This is a genomic window from Cytobacillus sp. FSL R7-0696 (genome assembly GCF_038006865.1).
Lineage (GTDB): Bacteria > Bacillota > Bacilli > Bacillales > Cytobacillaceae > Cytobacillus > Cytobacillus kochii.
The window spans coordinates 1,909,783-1,926,035 of the sequence record NZ_JBBOWA010000001.1; the positions used below are offsets into that span (position 1 = coordinate 1,909,783).

At 38.4% G+C, this 16,253-nt stretch carries 15 protein-coding genes; 13 read left to right on the plus strand and 2 right to left on the minus strand.

Annotated features, from left to right (window positions below):
• The first annotated feature begins 13 nt into the window (after nt 1-13).
• From phnM to MKX29_RS10015, 7 genes are all read left to right on the plus strand, one after another.
• The gene (phnM, locus tag MKX29_RS09985) at nt 14-1,219 is read left to right on the plus strand and encodes a phosphonate metabolism protein PhnM (protein WP_341105305.1); all 1,206 of its coding nucleotides are present in this window, start codon (nt 14-16) and stop codon (nt 1,217-1,219) included.
• On the plus strand, nt 1,216-1,926 hold the full coding sequence (locus MKX29_RS09990; protein WP_095371454.1) for a phosphonate C-P lyase system protein PhnL: 711 nt from the start codon (nt 1,216-1,218) through the stop codon (nt 1,924-1,926). The genes phnM and MKX29_RS09990 overlap by 4 nt, the downstream gene beginning before the upstream one ends.
• On the plus strand, nt 1,923-2,756 hold the full coding sequence (locus tag MKX29_RS09995; protein WP_341105308.1) for a PHP domain-containing protein: 834 nt from the start codon (nt 1,923-1,925) through the stop codon (nt 2,754-2,756). Before MKX29_RS09990 ends, MKX29_RS09995 begins: the two co-directional genes overlap by 4 nt.
• A 117-nt stretch (nt 2,757-2,873) precedes the next feature.
• Complete coding sequence (locus MKX29_RS10000) at nt 2,874-3,899, plus strand: PhnD/SsuA/transferrin family substrate-binding protein (protein ID WP_341105310.1); 1,026 nt, start codon at nt 2,874-2,876, stop codon at nt 3,897-3,899.
• A 21-nt stretch (nt 3,900-3,920) separates the two neighbouring features.
• Nucleotides 3,921-4,682 carry a phosphonate ABC transporter ATP-binding protein gene (gene phnC / locus MKX29_RS10005; RefSeq protein WP_341105311.1) on the plus strand — a complete coding sequence of 254 codons (762 nt, stop codon included), beginning with the start codon at nt 3,921-3,923 and terminating at the stop codon, nt 4,680-4,682.
• A gap of 11 nt (nt 4,683-4,693) precedes the next feature.
• The gene (locus tag MKX29_RS10010; RefSeq protein ID WP_341105314.1) at nt 4,694-5,482 is read left to right on the plus strand and encodes a PhnE/PtxC family ABC transporter permease; all 789 of its coding nucleotides are present in this window, start codon (nt 4,694-4,696) and stop codon (nt 5,480-5,482) included.
• Entirely contained in the window at nt 5,482-6,321 is an 840-nt protein-coding gene (locus tag MKX29_RS10015) for an ABC transporter permease subunit (protein ID WP_251162386.1), read from the plus strand. The genes MKX29_RS10010 and MKX29_RS10015 overlap by 1 nt, the downstream gene beginning before the upstream one ends.
• A gap of 27 nt (nt 6,322-6,348) precedes the next feature.
• Here MKX29_RS10015 and MKX29_RS10020 read toward each other — a convergent pair whose 3' ends face one another.
• Nucleotides 6,349-7,518, minus strand: a complete 1,170-nt coding sequence (locus MKX29_RS10020; RefSeq protein ID WP_224936944.1) for an MFS transporter — start codon at nt 7,516-7,518, stop codon at nt 6,349-6,351.
• Nucleotides 7,519-7,864: 346 nt separating this feature from the next.
• On the opposite strand from MKX29_RS10020, the gene MKX29_RS10025 reads away from it, so the two are divergent.
• Both MKX29_RS10025 and MKX29_RS10030 read left to right on the plus strand, forming a co-directional pair.
• Complete coding sequence (locus MKX29_RS10025; RefSeq protein ID WP_095371459.1) at nt 7,865-9,154, plus strand: MFS transporter; 1,290 nt, start codon at nt 7,865-7,867, stop codon at nt 9,152-9,154.
• 82 nt (nt 9,155-9,236) lie between these two features.
• Complete coding sequence (locus MKX29_RS10030; RefSeq protein WP_251162385.1) at nt 9,237-10,226, plus strand: ornithine cyclodeaminase family protein; 990 nt, start codon at nt 9,237-9,239, stop codon at nt 10,224-10,226.
• Between the two features lie 50 nt (nt 10,227-10,276).
• Here MKX29_RS10030 and MKX29_RS10035 read toward each other — a convergent pair whose 3' ends face one another.
• Complete coding sequence (locus tag MKX29_RS10035; RefSeq protein WP_224936867.1) at nt 10,277-11,764, minus strand: peptide MFS transporter; 1,488 nt, start codon at nt 11,762-11,764, stop codon at nt 10,277-10,279.
• A gap of 724 nt (nt 11,765-12,488) precedes the next feature.
• On the opposite strand from MKX29_RS10035, the gene MKX29_RS10040 reads away from it, so the two are divergent.
• The 4 genes from MKX29_RS10040 to MKX29_RS10055 all read left to right on the plus strand — a co-directional run bounded on the left by MKX29_RS10040 (nt 12,489) and on the right by MKX29_RS10055 (nt 16,238).
• Complete coding sequence (locus MKX29_RS10040) at nt 12,489-13,664, plus strand: ParM/StbA family protein (protein WP_224936866.1); 1,176 nt, start codon at nt 12,489-12,491, stop codon at nt 13,662-13,664.
• Between the two features lie 10 nt (nt 13,665-13,674).
• Nucleotides 13,675-14,253: a hypothetical protein gene (locus MKX29_RS10045; RefSeq protein ID WP_289434951.1), complete on the plus strand. Its 579-nt coding sequence runs from the start codon at nt 13,675-13,677 to the stop codon at nt 14,251-14,253.
• A 132-nt stretch (nt 14,254-14,385) separates the two neighbouring features.
• On the plus strand, nt 14,386-14,745 hold the full coding sequence (locus MKX29_RS10050; protein WP_341105321.1) for a hypothetical protein: 360 nt from the start codon (nt 14,386-14,388) through the stop codon (nt 14,743-14,745).
• A gap of 596 nt (nt 14,746-15,341) precedes the next feature.
• Entirely contained in the window at nt 15,342-16,238 is an 897-nt protein-coding gene (locus MKX29_RS10055; protein ID WP_281202821.1) for an NAD(P)/FAD-dependent oxidoreductase, read from the plus strand.
• Nucleotides 16,239-16,253 lie beyond the last annotated feature (15 nt).

The window sequence follows — 16,253 nt, forward strand, 5'->3', positions numbered from 1 at the left end:
GAGGAGGGTGCATATGTATATTATTCATAACGGTGTGATTGTACTTGAAGATAGAATGCTAGAAAAACATGCAGTATTAGTAGAAGAAGAACGGATCAAGGCGATTGTAAAAGAAGATGAACTCACTTCATTTACCAATGTTGAAAGAATAGATGCAAACGGGGGTTATATTTCTCCAGGATTTATAGATATTCACTCTGATTATATTGAATCTATCATCTCGCCGCGACCGACAAGTATGATGAATGTCCAAATGGGCCTGCGTGAAGCAGAAAAGATCCTCATTGGACACGGGATTACAACGATGTTTCATTCACTTTCTTTCTACCGGGAGGATATTTTCACCCATAAGCCGATGCGCTTACCAGAAAATGTACAGAAATTAGTCGAAGCGATTACGGAAACATCCGAGCAGCAACATCTTATTCGCCATCGCCTACATGCTCGTTTTGAAATAGATAATCTGGAAGGTGTCGACCGTTTAATAGAGAACCTCCGTTCAGATAAAATTCACCTGCTATCTTTTATGGATCATACACCAGGTCAAGGTCAGTATCGTAATTTAGAAGTTTTTCGTGAAACGATGCGTGGTTATCGTGATTTAACTGAACAGGAGTTAAATCGTATTATCCAAGACCGCCTATCTTCAAAAGTGATGACGATTGACATGATGAAAGAGATTGCTGAAATAGCGATAGGGCAAGGGGTTAGCATTGCTTCACATGATGATGACCATAAAGGTAAGATTGACCTCGTCCAATCCATTGGGACCACAATCAGTGAATTTCCAATTACATTAGAGGTTGCTAAAAAGGCGAAGCAGAGCGGTCTATATACAATCGTTGGGGCGCCCAATATCCTTTTAGGCGGCTCGCACTCAGGCAATTTATCTGCAGCAGAGGCGATTCGCCATCAATGTGCAGATATTTTATGTAGTGATTATTATCCATCGGCCTTACTCCATTCTATCTTTACGCTCCATGATAAGTATGATCAGAACCTCCTAGATATGTTCCAAATGGTCACTTCAAAGCCAGCGAAGGCAGTAAACCTTGATCATGAAATTGGTTCTATCAAACCTGGCTATAAAGCCGATTTACTCATCATTGAGAAATTGGATGATGGTTTTCCAACTGTAACATTAACAATGGTTAATGGTGTTGTGATAACGACAACAAATTACCGAAAAAACCTGGCAATGGAGGAGGTAATACGATGACATTCTTAAAAATTGAAGGTCTGGAGAAGAATTTTCAAATTGTGCATTTAGGTCAGACGATTCATGCTGTGCAACAGTTGAACTTCTCAATGAACCAAGGTGAATTTATCGGGATCACGGGCAAAAGTGGCAGTGGGAAATCAACGATCTTAAAAAGTATTTATCGCACATATTTACCTGAAGCGGGGCGGATTTATTTTGACTCAGAGAAATATGGATGGATTGATCTGCAAAAAGCGTCAGAAAGGGAGATCATCTATTTACGAAAATATGAAATTGGGTATGTGTCACAATTTTTAAATGTCATGCCACGAACAACCGCCCGCGAATTAGTAGAGCAATCTGTTTTGGAGACGGGGCGGTCATTATTAGAAGCACAAAAAGAAGCAGAGGAAGTGCTTTCTCATTTTGAACTTGATCGCAAACTATGGGATACGTACCCTAATACGTTTTCAGGTGGGGAAAAGTTAAGGTTAAACATCGCCATCGCAGCCGTTAAAAAGCCAAGGCTACTCCTTTTAGATGAGCCAACAGCAAGTCTTGATCAACAGTCCAAACAAAAGGTGAAAGAAGTGATTCAAAAGTTAAAGGAAAGTGGGACAACATTGCTAGGGGTTTTCCATGATATCGAATTTATGGATGAATTATGTGATCATATTTTTGAAATGAGCCAGCAATCGTTCAAAAGGGCAGGAGCAGCCTTATGAGGAAGGCGGATTTACATGTTCATAGCGATTTTTCAGATGGCGCAGATTCCATTCAAGTGGTTATGGAAAAAGCTGCAGCGGCCGGTATCACACATATTAGCATCGTTGACCATGATACGGTAAAAGGGCAAGGGGAAGCCTTGAAATGGGCCGAAACATATCAGATTCAGCTTATTCCTGGGATTGAAATTTCCGCATTTGATTTCAAAAGAAACCGAAAAGTACACGTACTAGGCTACCATTATGATGCTAACAAAGGGCATATTTTAGCATTATGTAATGAAGTGCTTAAGCGGAGACAAGCCCATTCCATTTGGCAAATTGGGCAAATTCAACAGCAAGGCACCCATTTGTCTATAAAAGCAATATCGCAAATCGCCTTACCAAGTGAGACGATTTATAAGCAACATATTATGGCGGCCATTACGTCAGAACCTTACGACTCAGAAGCATATAAAAAGTTGTATCGTTCACTGTTTAAAGGAGGGGGAGTAGCTGCTGGGGATATTGCTTATGTGGACGTATATGATGCCATTCGAGCGATTAAAGCAGATGGTGGATTTGCTGTAATTGCCCATCCTGGTCAACTTGATTCCTATGATCTGATTGAAGAGCTTGTAGATAGTCAGATTGGATTGGATGGTGTTGAGCGTAATCATCCTGATCATAGTGAAGCGGATCACCAAAGAATTGATATCCTTATGGCAAGGTATGGTCTTCTTATGACAGGTGGTTCAGATTATCACGGTGCATTTGGTTCATCAGTCCGTATGGGGGACTATGAGTCGCCTCTAAACCGATTGTTAACTGATTATTTGGTTTGTAAATGATTAGTGAAAGCCGGTATATTTCGTGTAAAAAGACAGTAAATTCAGTCTTTTGTGTAGATTATTATGCTTAAATTAAAGTGAAATAAGTTAAATCGTAAATAAAGGGAGTGAATGAAAATGGGTAAAAAATCATATGGTTGGTTGCTGCTTGTATTATTGACTTTGTTACTTGGTGCTTGCTCAGAAGAAGGAAATAGCGAGGCTTCTGCAAGTGATGATGTTGTCGATATTGTTTGGTATCCAAGTGAATCAGGATCAGATATGAAATCATCAAGAGATGACATTGGTGAGGTAATTGCTGATGCAACAGGTCGTGAAGTAAAGCACCATTTAACAACGGATTATGCGATTTCTATTGAGACAATGGTAAATAACAATGCGGAGCTCGCTTTTATGGGTGCACAAGGTTATATAGAAGCGAAAGAGCGTAATGACTCTATTCAACCATTAGTTGTTTCAACAGGAGAATCAGGCACGTTAGACGATGCCGTTTATCATAGCTGGTTAGCTGTCAATGTTGATGATGTAAATAACTATAAAGAAAATGGGGAATTTTCTTTAGATACAATTGCTGATAAAAAAATGTCATTTGTATCAAATAGTTCCACATCAGGATTTAAAGTACCTGCCTCTGATTTGATTGCCCATTTTAGTGATAAAAGTTTAACAGAAGAAGATTTAATGGAAGGTGGCCCATTATTCTCTCAGGTATTGTTCGGCAATTCACATCAAGGGTCTGCGGTTAATTTGTTAAAAGGAAGTGCTGATGTAGCAGCTTTTTGTGATACATGTGTAGAAAATTATGTTGAGCTTGTGGAAGGCGAAGCGAATCGTCCGGGTTCGATTTATCGCGTAAAAGATAATGCAGCTGAGCCATTTAGTCTTGTAAAGGGTAAAGAATTTGTGCTCATTAGTGTCACACCGGTTTTAAATGCACCTTTTGTTGGCAATATCGACCTTTTAGGGGAGGATGGTTTTAAAAAGCTACAAGACTACTTATCGAGTGACGAAGTAGCAAATAATGAGAAAATCTTTGTTCCTGAGGGTTCAGATCAATCGGCTTTATTCTTTAAATCTGGTGAAGAAAGATTAGCGCCAGTGGATGATGAATGGTTTAACCCGATAAGAGAGCTATCTAAGTAATCTATGAGGAGGCGAAATCCTTTGGCATTATTAGAAATAAGGGGACTAAATAAATCCTATCAAGGTCACCGTGTACTAACAAATATCGATTTTACTGTTGAAACAGGTGAATTTTTATCGGTTATTGGTCCATCAGGAGCCGGAAAATCAACCTTATTGCGATGCATCAATCGCTTAGTGGAAGCGGATAGTGGCGAAATCCTTTTTAATGGGGAAAACATTCTTACACTTGGCAGAAAGTCATTGAGAAAAGAAAGAGCCAATATCGGGATGATCTTTCAACATTATAATCTTGTCCCACGTTTAACAGTTATCGAAAATGTACTTCATGGGCGCTTCGGATATAAGTCAACTTTACAAGGAATGTTCGGTATTTTTAGTGAAGAAGAAAAAGAAAGAGCTTTCTATCTCCTAGAGAAGCTGGGCATCGCTGACCATGCTTATAAACGCTGCGACCAACTAAGTGGAGGACAACAGCAAAGAGTAGGAATTTGCCGCGCACTTATCCAAGATCCGAAGCTCATCTTATGTGACGAACCGATTGCGTCATTAGATCCTCATTCTTCCAAGGTCATTATGGATTATCTGAAGTCTATTACCGAGGAAATGGGTATCACTTGTATCGTTAACCTCCATCAAGTCGAGGTAGCCCAATCCTATTCGAATAGAATTATCGGTTTAAATAAAGGACATTTAGTTTTTAATGGGCCAAATATACAATTAGACACTCATCATATTGGAGAAGTCTATGGTATGGATACAAGAGAGCTTATAACGGTATGAGGAAGGCGAATATGTTAACAGATCAAAAACGATTAAGTAGAAAATGGCAACATCTCTTCTTGCTGATTATCGTTTGTTGCTTCACATGGTTATCGATTGAGATGGTCCAATTTGACTTTTATCAAAGCTTGTTAGCTATTCCAATAGCTGGTCTATGGATGGTTGAAAATTTATGGATTACGGCGCATACTTGGCGTGAGTTTCCTGACATTATGTTGAAATTGGTAGAAACCATTCTCATGTCAGTAGCTGCGACAACGATAGCGGCATTCATTTCTTTCTCCCTCGGAATATCAGGTTCAACAACGACGAGGCGTAATGGTTTAATGGCGGGGTTATCTAGAGGGATAGCTTCTGTCGCGAGAAATATCCCTGTCGTAGCATGGGCGTTAATTCTTCTACTCTCATTTGGACAAAACTCATTAACTGGATTTCTTGCTCTATTTGTTGGTACAGTTGGCTTTTTGACGAGAGCGTTTATGGAAACGATTGATGAAGTGGGCTTAAAGTCTTTTGAAGCCTTAACGGCGACGGGGGCCACATATTTTCAAGGGATCTCTAAAGCCGTTATTCCACAGGCATTACCACAAATGTTGAGTTGGATGTTGTTTATGATCGAAACGAATATAAGAAGCGCAACTTTGGTTGGCATTTTGACAGGTACAGGTATCGGCTATACATTTGACCTGTATTATAAGACCTTAAATTATGAAGCGGTTGCGCTGGTGACATTATTAATTATCCTTACAGTCATCGCCATAGAACTCACATCGAACCGTATCAGGAAGGTGATCTTATAATGGGAATAGCCTATATAAAGCGAGATAAAACGGGTCGAATTAATATAAAAATAGGCAATAAGGTTGACTATACATTAAAGGCGATTCTATGGAGCCTCGGCATTGTAACTGTTGCTGCCTTCCTTTTTTTTGACTATACCGGCTTTCAGTTAACTTCCGCATTAAAGGAGACAATGACGAATTTACAGACAATGTTCCTTACGCCAGCTTTAACTCACTTTTCTTGGGGTGAAGCGTTGTATCAAGTTGGTGTTACATTAGCATTAGCCGTTCTATCGACAGTAATTGGAGCCGTAATTGCCTTTTTCCTTGCATTATTATCAGCGGAAAACTTATCAAATCAAGGTATAGCTAAAGTGATTAAAACGTATGTCGCGTTCATACGAGCGGTTCCAACGGTTTTATGGGTTTTGATTTTTGCTATTGCAGCTGGATTAGGGAGTACGGCTGCTGTTTTAGGCATGCTGTTCCATTCCGTAGCCTATTTGGTAAAAGCTTTCTCCGAATCATTTGAGGAAGTGGATAAAGGGGTGCTTGAAGCGTTACGGTCGACAGGTGCTGGCTGGTGGCAAACTATCGTTCATGCAGTTTTACCATCTACAATGACTTATCTTTTATCATGGACATTTCTTCGTTTTGAAATCAATTTTTCAGTTGCTGTTGCAATGGGGGCGGCCGCAGGGGCAGGTGGCATTGGCTTTGAACTCTTTATGGCATCGGGATTCTACTTTGATTTAAGAGAAGTTGGTTTTATCACCTATTGTATTCTCCTTGTTGCGATACTATTAGAACTTGCGTCGACACAGCTTAAAAAACGCTATTTCCCAAGTCAACATTAAAAGGCTGCCTTACATAGACAGCCTTTTTTAAGCTTCAAAGCTTTTTTTACCTGGTGCTTTCATACGGTAAACTTGAAATAATAATAATGCACAAACGGAAAGAATCATTCCTGAAATATAAGGAAATCCAATCGAAACAGTAAATAATAACCCGCCGAGAGGAGGACCAAGTATTCTTCCTAAGGAATCAAAAGAGGATAAAAGCCCTGTTATATTGCCATGCGCTCCTTTTGCTGATTTTGTTAATAGACTTGACACTGCAGGTCTTATCGCGCCATTGCCCATTCCGAAAATTGTAAGGAAGATTGCCGCGGTTAAGAAGGTATCTAATGTTAAAATAAGCCCCATACCAATCACACTGACGATTATGCCCCCTTGAATGACTGCTCCTTCTCCATATTTCTTAGAGAGCCTCCCGACTAACCCGCCTTGAACAAGAGCAGAACCGAAGCCCATTATCATAAAAATGATACCTAGTTCTGTTGGCTGTAGCCCTGCTTTTTGAAAAGCAAAATAAGCAAAGGTAGCCTCTAATCCTGCAAGAGACAGAGATACACACAGATTCAAGATAAATAAAATGGAGGTCGTGCCTTTAAACGCTTCCCAAAATGAAGGACGCTCTCTACCTTCGCCTGTACCTGTTGCAGGTAACGATTCTTTTAAAACAAAAAGGACGAAAAGACTCGTAATTAGCGAGAGAGTTCCTGCTACATAAAAGGGTGTACTTAAACTTGCTTGGGAAAATACCCCACCTATTGCTGGGCCAAATATAAAGCCTAAACCTGTTGCAGCGCCAATCATCCCCATGCCTTTTGCACGGTCCTCCTCTGTCGTGATATCAGCAACATAAGCCATCGCTGTTGGCATATTTGCTGCAGACAGCGTTCCTCCAATGATGCGTGCGACAAATAACATCCATAATTCACTAGATAAAGCCATTAAGAAGAACGAAAGTGAGAGACCTAATATGCCGATGAGCATGACTGGTTTCCTGCCATAACGGTCAGACACACGTCCCCATAATGGTGCGAAGATAAATTGCATAAGTGAATAAACGGCCATTAATAAACCTAATTGCGAAGGGGTTGCCCCAATTTCTTCTGCATAGAATGGTATAACCGGAATAATGACACCAAATCCGGACATAACGAGAAACATAACAGCAAACAAAATAGGTAAAGCTTTTTTCTTTTCGATCACAAAAGTCACTCCAATACTGATAACAGCTCTATAACATAAATATCATAAGGGCAGAGAAAAAGAAAGTGCTGTAGGAAATCAAAGTTATATACCTCTATTATGTCCAGTAATGCAGGATTTAGTGCAGATAATAAGAAGTATCTATTAATTATTATTCTTATAAAGTGATTTGGTGAGAAAATCTTTTACTAGCATAGCTTCTTGTGCATTCAGTCTATTATGAACCAATTAAATAAGTTAAAAGAACTTTTTTTAGAAAACTATAGATTTTTTTGTATAAATATACTATTATATTGAAAATACAATATTTTGATATTTCTTATAATTATAGGGAGGTGCTAGAATGAGTAAAGCTCAGAATAGAAAAGTATTAATTGCTAGCCTTGTTGGAAGCTCGATTGAATGGTTTGATTATTTTCTCTATGGTACGGTTGCTGCTCTTGTATTTAATGAATATTTCTTCCATAGTGATGACCCAACAGTCGGCTTAATGTTGGCATATGCTTCATTTGCGTTAGCATTCTTTATTCGACCACTAGGTGGAGTAATCTTCAGCCATATTGGTGATAGGGTAGGGAGAAAGAAAACATTAGTATTAACATTAACCATTATGGGTGGATCTACTGTATTAATGGGCTTCTTACCAACGTATGAAACCATTGGTGTCATGGCACCTATTCTGCTGATTATTCTTCGTCTTATTCAAGGAATTGGACTCGGAGGAGAGTGGGGTGGAGCTGTTTTATTAGCTGTAGAATATGCCCCAAAGGAAAAACGTGGATTATTCGGTAGTGTCCCACAAATGGGGGTAACTATCGGTATGCTTCTTGGAACGATTGCGCTGTCTATTATGACATTATTACCTGAAGAGCAGTTTCTATCATGGGGTTGGCGTGTTCCGTTTATCATGAGTGCATTACTCGTCTTCTTTGGTCTTTGGATCCGTAAAGGAATCGATGAAACACCATCGTTTAAAAAGGCACAAGAAAGTGGAGAGATTGCTAAAATACCAATCGTTGAAACATTTAAAACCTCTTGGAGAGAAGTACTCATTTCAGTAGGAGCAAAAGTAGTAGAAACCGCGCCGTTTTATATTTTCGGTACGTTTATCGTTTCATATGCAACGAGCGAATTAGGCTTTTCAAGAACAGCGACCCTAAATGCTGTGACAGTAGGAACCATTGTTACAACTATTCTTATTCCTATCATGGGGAGTCTTTCTGATAAGATCGGTAGGAAGAAACTCTATATTGGTGGTACAATAGCAATGGCTGTTTTTGCTTTCCCTTATTTTTGGATGTTACAGCAAGGAACGGTTACTTGGCTTGTCATTGCAACTGTCTTAGGATTAGGGATTGTCTGGGCACCGATTACAGCGGTCTTAGGAACAATGTTCTCAGAAATTTTTAAATCAAATGTTCGTTATACGGGTATTACATTAGGTTATCAAATTGGTGCTGCGGTAGCAGGTGGAACCGCGCCATTAATCGCTACTGCATTACTTGCCTACTTTAATGGTTCCTATGTACCGGTGGCATTATATATTATATTATGTGCTGCGATTTCTCTCATTGCCATGATTGCTGTACGTGAAAAAAGTAAACAAGAATTAGATCAAGATGTAGCCATGTAGTAGATTGTTAATTTAAAAGCTCGGTACGTCATCGTATCGGGCTTTATGAGATGTGGTCAATAGTTGTAAGGGAGATGTTTTTATGCTTGTTTTATCAGAGAAAGAAATTAAAACATTATATGTAATGAAAGATGCGATTGAGGATATGGAAGCAGCACTTGTTGCTCATCATCAAGGTAAAATCGCGAGTCCACAAAGAACTGTTTTAGATATTCCTTCAAAAAAAGCATCGGCATTATATATGCCTAGTGCAATGGAGACAATGAAGAAAGCTGCAGTAAAAATAGTCACAATCTTTCCTGAGAACCCTAAAGAAGGGTTAAAAACTACCCAAGGTGTCATCTTGTTATCAGATACAGAAAACGGTACACACGTGGCTTGTCTGAATGCATCTTATTTAACTAGATTAAGAACGGGAGCGCTTAGTGGCGTCGCAACAAAATACTTAGCAAAAAAAGACGCAAAATCTGTTGCCGTGCTTGGTTGTGGTGCAATGGCAGAGGAGCAACTACAAGCTGTATGCGAAGTCAGAAATATTGATCATATATATTTATACAACCGTACAAGGGAAAGAGCGGAGAACTTTTATAACCGAATGAGAGAGATCCTGCCAAATTATAAAGGGAAAGTGGAAGTGGTAGCAGATCCTGATGATGCTGTGAAACGGTCTGATATTGTCAATTGTAGTACACGAGCAGTGGAACCAATATTCAAAGGAGCTAGTTTGCAGCAAGGTACACATATCAATGGCATTGGATCTTATTTACCTAATATGCAAGAAGTGGACGTTGAAACATTAAAACGAGCGAGTAAAGTGGTTGCTGATACGATAGAAGGTGTAAAAGAAGAAGCTGGTGACTTTATTATTCCTAATAATAAAGGTGATTGGCATTTTAATGAGCTACATGGAGAGCTTACAGAATTAGCAGCACATACAATTAAGGGAAGAGAATCAGAGGAAGAAATTACTTTCTTCAAATCTGTTGGAGCTGCTTATTTTGACTTAGCAGCTGCAGCAGCTGTATATGATAAAGCCAAAATACAGGGAATTGGTACAGAAGTAGAAGTTTAAGCGAAAGAAAAAGATGAACCGTCGTATAGGTTCATCTTTTTTTTATGGATTTATTTAATTCCTCGCATTTTTTTCTGGATTTTTGGTGCAACCAAGAAAAGAACGAGTGAAAGGACAATGGATAAACCACCAATAATACCGAAGTAAAGTACTTCTGTTTCAGCTGAATAAAATCTAACCACTTGTGCATTGATGGCCTGAGCTGCTGCACTTGCTAAGAACCAAAGGCTCATTGTTTGTGCAGAGAATGCAGTTGGAGCTAGTTTTGTCGTTGCTGATAAACCAACTGGTGATAAACAAAGTTCACCAAGTACAACAATAAAATAACTTAATACTAACCAAAGTGGGCTTACTAATGCACCGTCTGCAGCGAAATATCCAGGTACAAGAATAACGATAAAAGAAAGACCTGCAAATAGTAATCCGAGAGAGAACTTTTGTGGAATCGTAGGTTGACGATCACCAAGCTTCACCCATAACCAAGCAAACATTGGTGCCAATACAATAATGAATAAAGGATTAAGGGATTGGAACCATGCTGGGGAAATAGTAATTCCCATAAATTCTAAATCCGTACGATTGTCTGCATAACTGGCTAAGATTGTTGAACCTTGCTCTTGAATTGCCCAAAACATAACTGCTGCAATGAACAAAGGTATATAGGCAATTAATCTTGAGCGTTCCACATCTGTCGTTTTCTTACTTCTGTACATAACAGTAAAGTATATAATTGGAATTCCTACTCCTAAAATTCCGACAATAAAGACAAGACTTTCAAATGTTAAATATCCAGTAGGAATACCTACAGCAACTAGAATAGCAACAATAAGGATACCTAATCCTATTTGTGTAAATACTCGTTTCTTTTCATTTGGTGCTAATGGGTTAGGTACCTGAGTACCTGCTAGACCTAAATATTTTTTCTTAGTTACTTGGAAAGTGACTAATCCAACAAACATACCAACCGCAGCCACACCAAATCCAAGATGGAAACTTGTATCCATTAGTGAACCAACGATTAGAGGAGAAAGGAAACCACCAAGGTTAATTCCCATATAGAAAATACTGAACCCTGCATCACGGCGACTATCATTTTCGCTATATATATCGCCTACAACACTTGATACATTAGGCTTTAATAAACCAGTTCCCAAGACAATTAATACCATGGATACAAAGAACATGGCAACGCTTCCAGGAATAGCCAATGCGATATGTCCAAGCATAATAAGGATTCCGCCATAGAAAATAGCTTTAGAAGTACCAAATATTCTGTCAGCGAACCAACCGCCAATGATTCCAGACATGTAAACAAGTGAACCATATATAGACATTATAGATAAAGCCGTTGTTTGACTAAGACCTAAACCGCCTTGTGAAACTTCATAATACATGTAGTAAACAAGGATGGCTCTCATTCCATAGTAGGAAAAACGCTCCCAAAATTCAGTGAAAAATAGTGTGAATAAACCTTTAGGGTGTCCAAAAAATCCCTTCTGAGGCACACTATCGACAATACGTTGTTTGTCGTCAGACATATAACTTCCTCCTTTTTTTACTTATACTATAATAATGTTTTTCAGATTTTTGTCAAATCAAAGATAAGTATATTTTAGCCATGTGAACGTATAAATATTGATTTAATGGGAATGATCCTTTTTGAAAAAAATTATATTAAGATTATTCGGATAATAAAATAATAATGTTTTAGGGAGAAGTATAATAGGTGGACTTTATCAAAAAGTCTAATCATGTTAATTACATTTCAGCAAATTTTGGTAATTATATGTAAATTCCGAAGACCCTCAAGTGGGAACTATAAAGCATTGATAGTATTTTCTGCTTAAATGATTCTCATACTTTCATTTATTCACTTTCAATAGACCTTCCTAAGGGCATGATAGTATCGTTCCCTTTAATATTTTTTATAAACAAATAGGAGGTAGGAAGGTTTGTGTTTACATGTATTCTGTAATTGAATGCATGTAAACGAAATAAGTGTGCAAGTTTACGTTATTGTTTACATATGATTTTTAATATGTGTGCAAGTATGCAAAAGTGTATACATATTGTTATATCAACGTGTGTGCTTGTTATGTATTCTTGTAAACATTAAAGTATACAAGTATGCGTAATTTTGCTGTTTGTTTACGTTTTTACGATTTGGTAACTTTTCACCCTGTTTCATTGCTTATTACTTCATTCTCTATTACTCTTAAACTATTAACTCAAATTTATGAGAATGAAAGGGTTGGATAAGAGATGACGAATACAAGAATTGCGGCTGTCGATGTTGGTAATGATTCGCTTAAAGCTATTTTTGGTAAGGTAGAGAACGAGCTTAATTTACCGAATGTCGTAGCAAGAGATATTGAGGATAGACCAGTCATTGGAATTGAAGAGCTAAATAGTAAGGATCCGCTAGATGGCATACATATTCGTGTCCACTCCCCTGCTTTGAAAGAGAATAATGCAATCTATCGTGTTGGGCATTTAGCAACCAAAAGTGATAACGCGTCAGAGCTTGATCCAGGCAGTAGTAAATCTGAAGAAGATCAAACATTGGTCATGTTATTTACAGCATTGGCATTGGATGCAGTTAACGAAGAAAAAGGAGCTACATTTAAGAGATCTGGTAATGTGGTGGATGCGAATTATTTATTAGGTACAGGCCTTCCATTGAGAGAAGCTAAAGAAGGTAAAGATTCAGGTTATCGTTCTAAATTAATGGGGTCTGTTCATCAAGTTGAATTTTTAATTACGCCTAAATATCAAGGGATAAAGGTTAATATTAAATTTGATGATGTTAAAGTTTATCCTGAAGGCTTTGCTGCATTCATTAATTTGGTGATGGACAATCAATTAAATATTATTAATAAAGACTTAATAGATAAACGCATACTTATTCAGGATATTGGTGGTTTATCAACAGATATCGCAGTTATTAAAGATCGAAATGTGGATGATGATAAAGCTCAAGGCTTTAATTTAGGTGTGTCTGAATCTTTAGAAGCGATTAGAGAAGAAATAAGATCAAAACATGGTATAGAGCTTGATAGCCGCCGCGATGTCGTAGAGATTATTACAAGAAAAAACAATCGCAACCATATTATGGTTAAAGGTAGCCGCACAAGCGTTCATGACATTACAGATCGCATTCTTTTAGACTTAGCGAAGAAGCAATACCGTTTATTAAGAAACGTATGGCAAAAAAATTCGCAAACCGAGATATGCTATTTTGTTGGTGGTGGCTCCATCGTCCTAAAAGATTACCTCAAGACATTGAATAATAATTTAGATGGCTTTAACATCGACTTTTTTGAAGATGAAAAAGAAAGCATTTGGATGATGGCGAATGCCTATTATAAATTGGTTGCAGATTATGCAAGAAGAACAAATAAAGATAAGCAGGATAAGAAACCTGTTAAATCAAACTAGGTGAGTTTTGATGAAAAAACCAGCTTCTTCGGAATTGAAAAGGGGTCAGTCAATTTCATTCCGAATACCATCTGATACACCAGATTATTTACTAAAAGAGCTACAAAGGTTAAAGACAACAGAGAGAAGAAATTTTTCTAGTAAGGTTGCAGAAATTGTCCTTGCGGGAGTCAATCAAAATAAGAGTAATGAGAGAGAAGCTATTACGATTCCACTTCCGAAACACTTAACAAAGGTTCAAAAGGATTGGCTAAAACACGAGCATTCTGAGGCACTACTTGGAAGTATTGTGTACCAGCTTATTTCCGACCCACTCAGAGCTACAGCATTATTAGCCTCTTTAAATAGTGGCTCAGCTAATATCGATGAAGCATTATATTTGCAGGAAGAATCAGGAGCTCGACCTGTTGATGAATGGCAGGAAACTGCTGCTGCGGAAGAACCTGCTGACGATGCGACGTTTGAAGATGAACTAGATAGTTTCGATTGGAATCAAGCGAAGAAAAACGAACCAGAACCACATAAGGAAGAAGCCGAAGAAGATATTGATGATTTATTAGGTGGTTTTTTGTCACATATGAATAAATAGCAGGAAGGTTGCCGACGTGGGTGGGCAACCTTTTTGTTATTTTTGAACCCATGTTGGGCGGGCCTGTGAAGATATGTCTTTAATTAGGGAACAAGAGAGAGAATCGCGACTAAAAAGAGAGCTCCTCAAGAAATGAGTAGGGAAAAAGGAAGAATCGCGACTAAAAAGAGAGCTCCTGAAGAAATAAGTAGGGAAAAAGGGAGAATCGCGACTAAAAAGAGAGCTCCTCAAGAAATAAGTAGGGAAAAAGGAAGAATCGCGACTAAAAGAAGAGCTCCCCAAGAAATAAGTAGGGAAAAAGGGAGAATCGCGACTAAAAAGAGAGCTCCTCAAGAAATAAGTAGGGAAAAAGGGAGAATCGCGACTAAAAGAAGAGCTCCTCAAGAAATGAGTAGCGAAAAAGGGGAAATCGCGACTAAAAAGAGAGCTCTTCAAGAAATGAGTAGTGAAAAAGGGGGAATCGCGACTAAAAAGAGAGTTTCCAAGAAATAAGTAGCGAAAAGGAGAGAATCGCGACTAAAAGAAGAGCTCCTCAAGAAATAAGTAGCGAAAAGGGGAGAATCGCGACTAAAAAGAGAGTTTTCCAAGAAATAAGTAGGGAAAAAGGGAGAATCGCGACTAAAAAGAGAGCCTTCCAAGAAATAAGTAGCTAAAAAGGGGAAATCGCGACTAAAAAGAGAGTACCCCAAGAAATGGGTAGCGAAAAAGGAAGAATCGCGACTAAAAAAGAGCTCCTCCAGAAATAAACAAAGTAAAAAGGAGTGTGCCGCAAGTCTGAGTAACTAAAAAGTTAAAAATCAAGTCACTTGAAAAGAATTTAAAGAATATTAGCACTTATCAACAGTTGTCCACAACAAAAAGTGGATAACTTAAAAAGGTGAAATGGATTCAAAGGAAGAAGTTATTTATATCACGGAGAAAAGCTATTAAACCAAGCGTTTGTTCGTATGTGTATAACCCTGTGTATATATATGGTTTATCCACAAGTTAATGTGTTTATTGTGGATAATAAGTTTTTGTTCCCCTTTTTCATTTTTTTCATCCGTTTGGAAACAATACGAAGATGAAAATGAGGAGGGATGAGGAGTATGAAATACGAATGCATCATTATTGGTGGTGGAATCGCAGGGTTACAGGCAGCGATTCAATTAGGTCGTTATAAACACCGGGTGTTAGTGCTTGATGATAATCAAGGTCGATCGTCAATCTGTCAAAGTTATCATAATATATTAGGTTATCCTAATGGCGTAAGCGGGCCTTATCTTAGGGAAATCGGGAGAGCGCATGGAGAACAATATGGTGTTCATTATCAAGATGAACGAGTGGTAGACATTGTATACGAGGAAGAGGAGTTCATTATTTGCACAAGAAGTAATAAGCAATATAGAGGCATGCGGTTATTACTTGCCACAGGAATCATGGACCATATTCCTCCTTATGAATCGCTAGGCCCATGTCTAGGTTTGACTGTGTACGTGTGTCCAGACTGTGATGGGTATGAGGTGAAGGATAAAACAACGGTTGTGATGGGTTCTGGGAACACGGGTGCTAATATGGCATTGACGCTTGCTTATTGGACGAATTCAATAATATTCGTTAATGATGAGAAAAAAGAGGTTTATCCACAAACTTATCAACAGTTAGAGAAATTAGGAATAGAAGTGATTGAAGAAAAAATAGCGGAAGTATTGGCAGAGGGCTCATCGTTTCGGGGGGTTCGATTGGAATCTGGGCAGGTGGTAGAAGGTGAGAGGGGTTTTATTGCTTATGGAGGGAATCAGGTGAAATCAGACTTAGCAGCAAAATTAGGTGTAGAACGTTTAGGTAATCAGCATATTATAACGGATGGGCGCTCGAAAATGACGAATGTCCCTCATGTTTGGGCTGCGGGTGATGTTGTGGCTCATTCAGAACAAGTGACAATTGCTATGGGTGAAGGCTCTCAGGCGGCCATATGGATTCATAAATCATTAATTAATCGTTAGTAGAAGGTGAGGAAT

What these genes read in the sequence shown, in the direction of transcription:
- MKX29_RS10015 (WP_251162386.1), top strand. Translation starts at nt 5,482, where the DNA reads ATGGGAATAGCCTATATAAAGCGAGATAAAACGGGTCGAATTAATATA.
- MKX29_RS10030 (WP_251162385.1), top strand. Translation starts at nt 9,237, where the DNA reads ATGCTTGTTTTATCAGAGAAAGAAATTAAAACATTATATGTAATGAAA.
- MKX29_RS10055 (WP_281202821.1), top strand. Translation starts at nt 15,342, where the DNA reads ATGAAATACGAATGCATCATTATTGGTGGTGGAATCGCAGGGTTACAG.
- MKX29_RS10050 (WP_341105321.1), top strand. Translation starts at nt 14,386, where the DNA reads ATGAGTAGGGAAAAAGGAAGAATCGCGACTAAAAAGAGAGCTCCTGAA.
- MKX29_RS10025 (WP_095371459.1), top strand. Translation starts at nt 7,865, where the DNA reads ATGAGTAAAGCTCAGAATAGAAAAGTATTAATTGCTAGCCTTGTTGGA.
- MKX29_RS10040 (WP_224936866.1), top strand. Translation starts at nt 12,489, where the DNA reads ATGACGAATACAAGAATTGCGGCTGTCGATGTTGGTAATGATTCGCTT.
- MKX29_RS10000 (WP_341105310.1), top strand. Translation starts at nt 2,874, where the DNA reads ATGGGTAAAAAATCATATGGTTGGTTGCTGCTTGTATTATTGACTTTG.
- MKX29_RS09990 (WP_095371454.1), top strand. Translation starts at nt 1,216, where the DNA reads ATGACATTCTTAAAAATTGAAGGTCTGGAGAAGAATTTTCAAATTGTG.
- phnM (WP_341105305.1), top strand. Translation starts at nt 14, where the DNA reads ATGTATATTATTCATAACGGTGTGATTGTACTTGAAGATAGAATGCTA.
- MKX29_RS10035 (WP_224936867.1), bottom strand. Translation starts at nt 11,764, where the DNA reads ATGTCTGACGACAAACAACGTATTGTCGATAGTGTGCCTCAGAAGGGA.
- MKX29_RS09995 (WP_341105308.1), top strand. Translation starts at nt 1,923, where the DNA reads ATGAGGAAGGCGGATTTACATGTTCATAGCGATTTTTCAGATGGCGCA.
- MKX29_RS10045 (WP_289434951.1), top strand. Translation starts at nt 13,675, where the DNA reads ATGAAAAAACCAGCTTCTTCGGAATTGAAAAGGGGTCAGTCAATTTCA.
- MKX29_RS10010 (WP_341105314.1), top strand. Translation starts at nt 4,694, where the DNA reads ATGTTAACAGATCAAAAACGATTAAGTAGAAAATGGCAACATCTCTTC.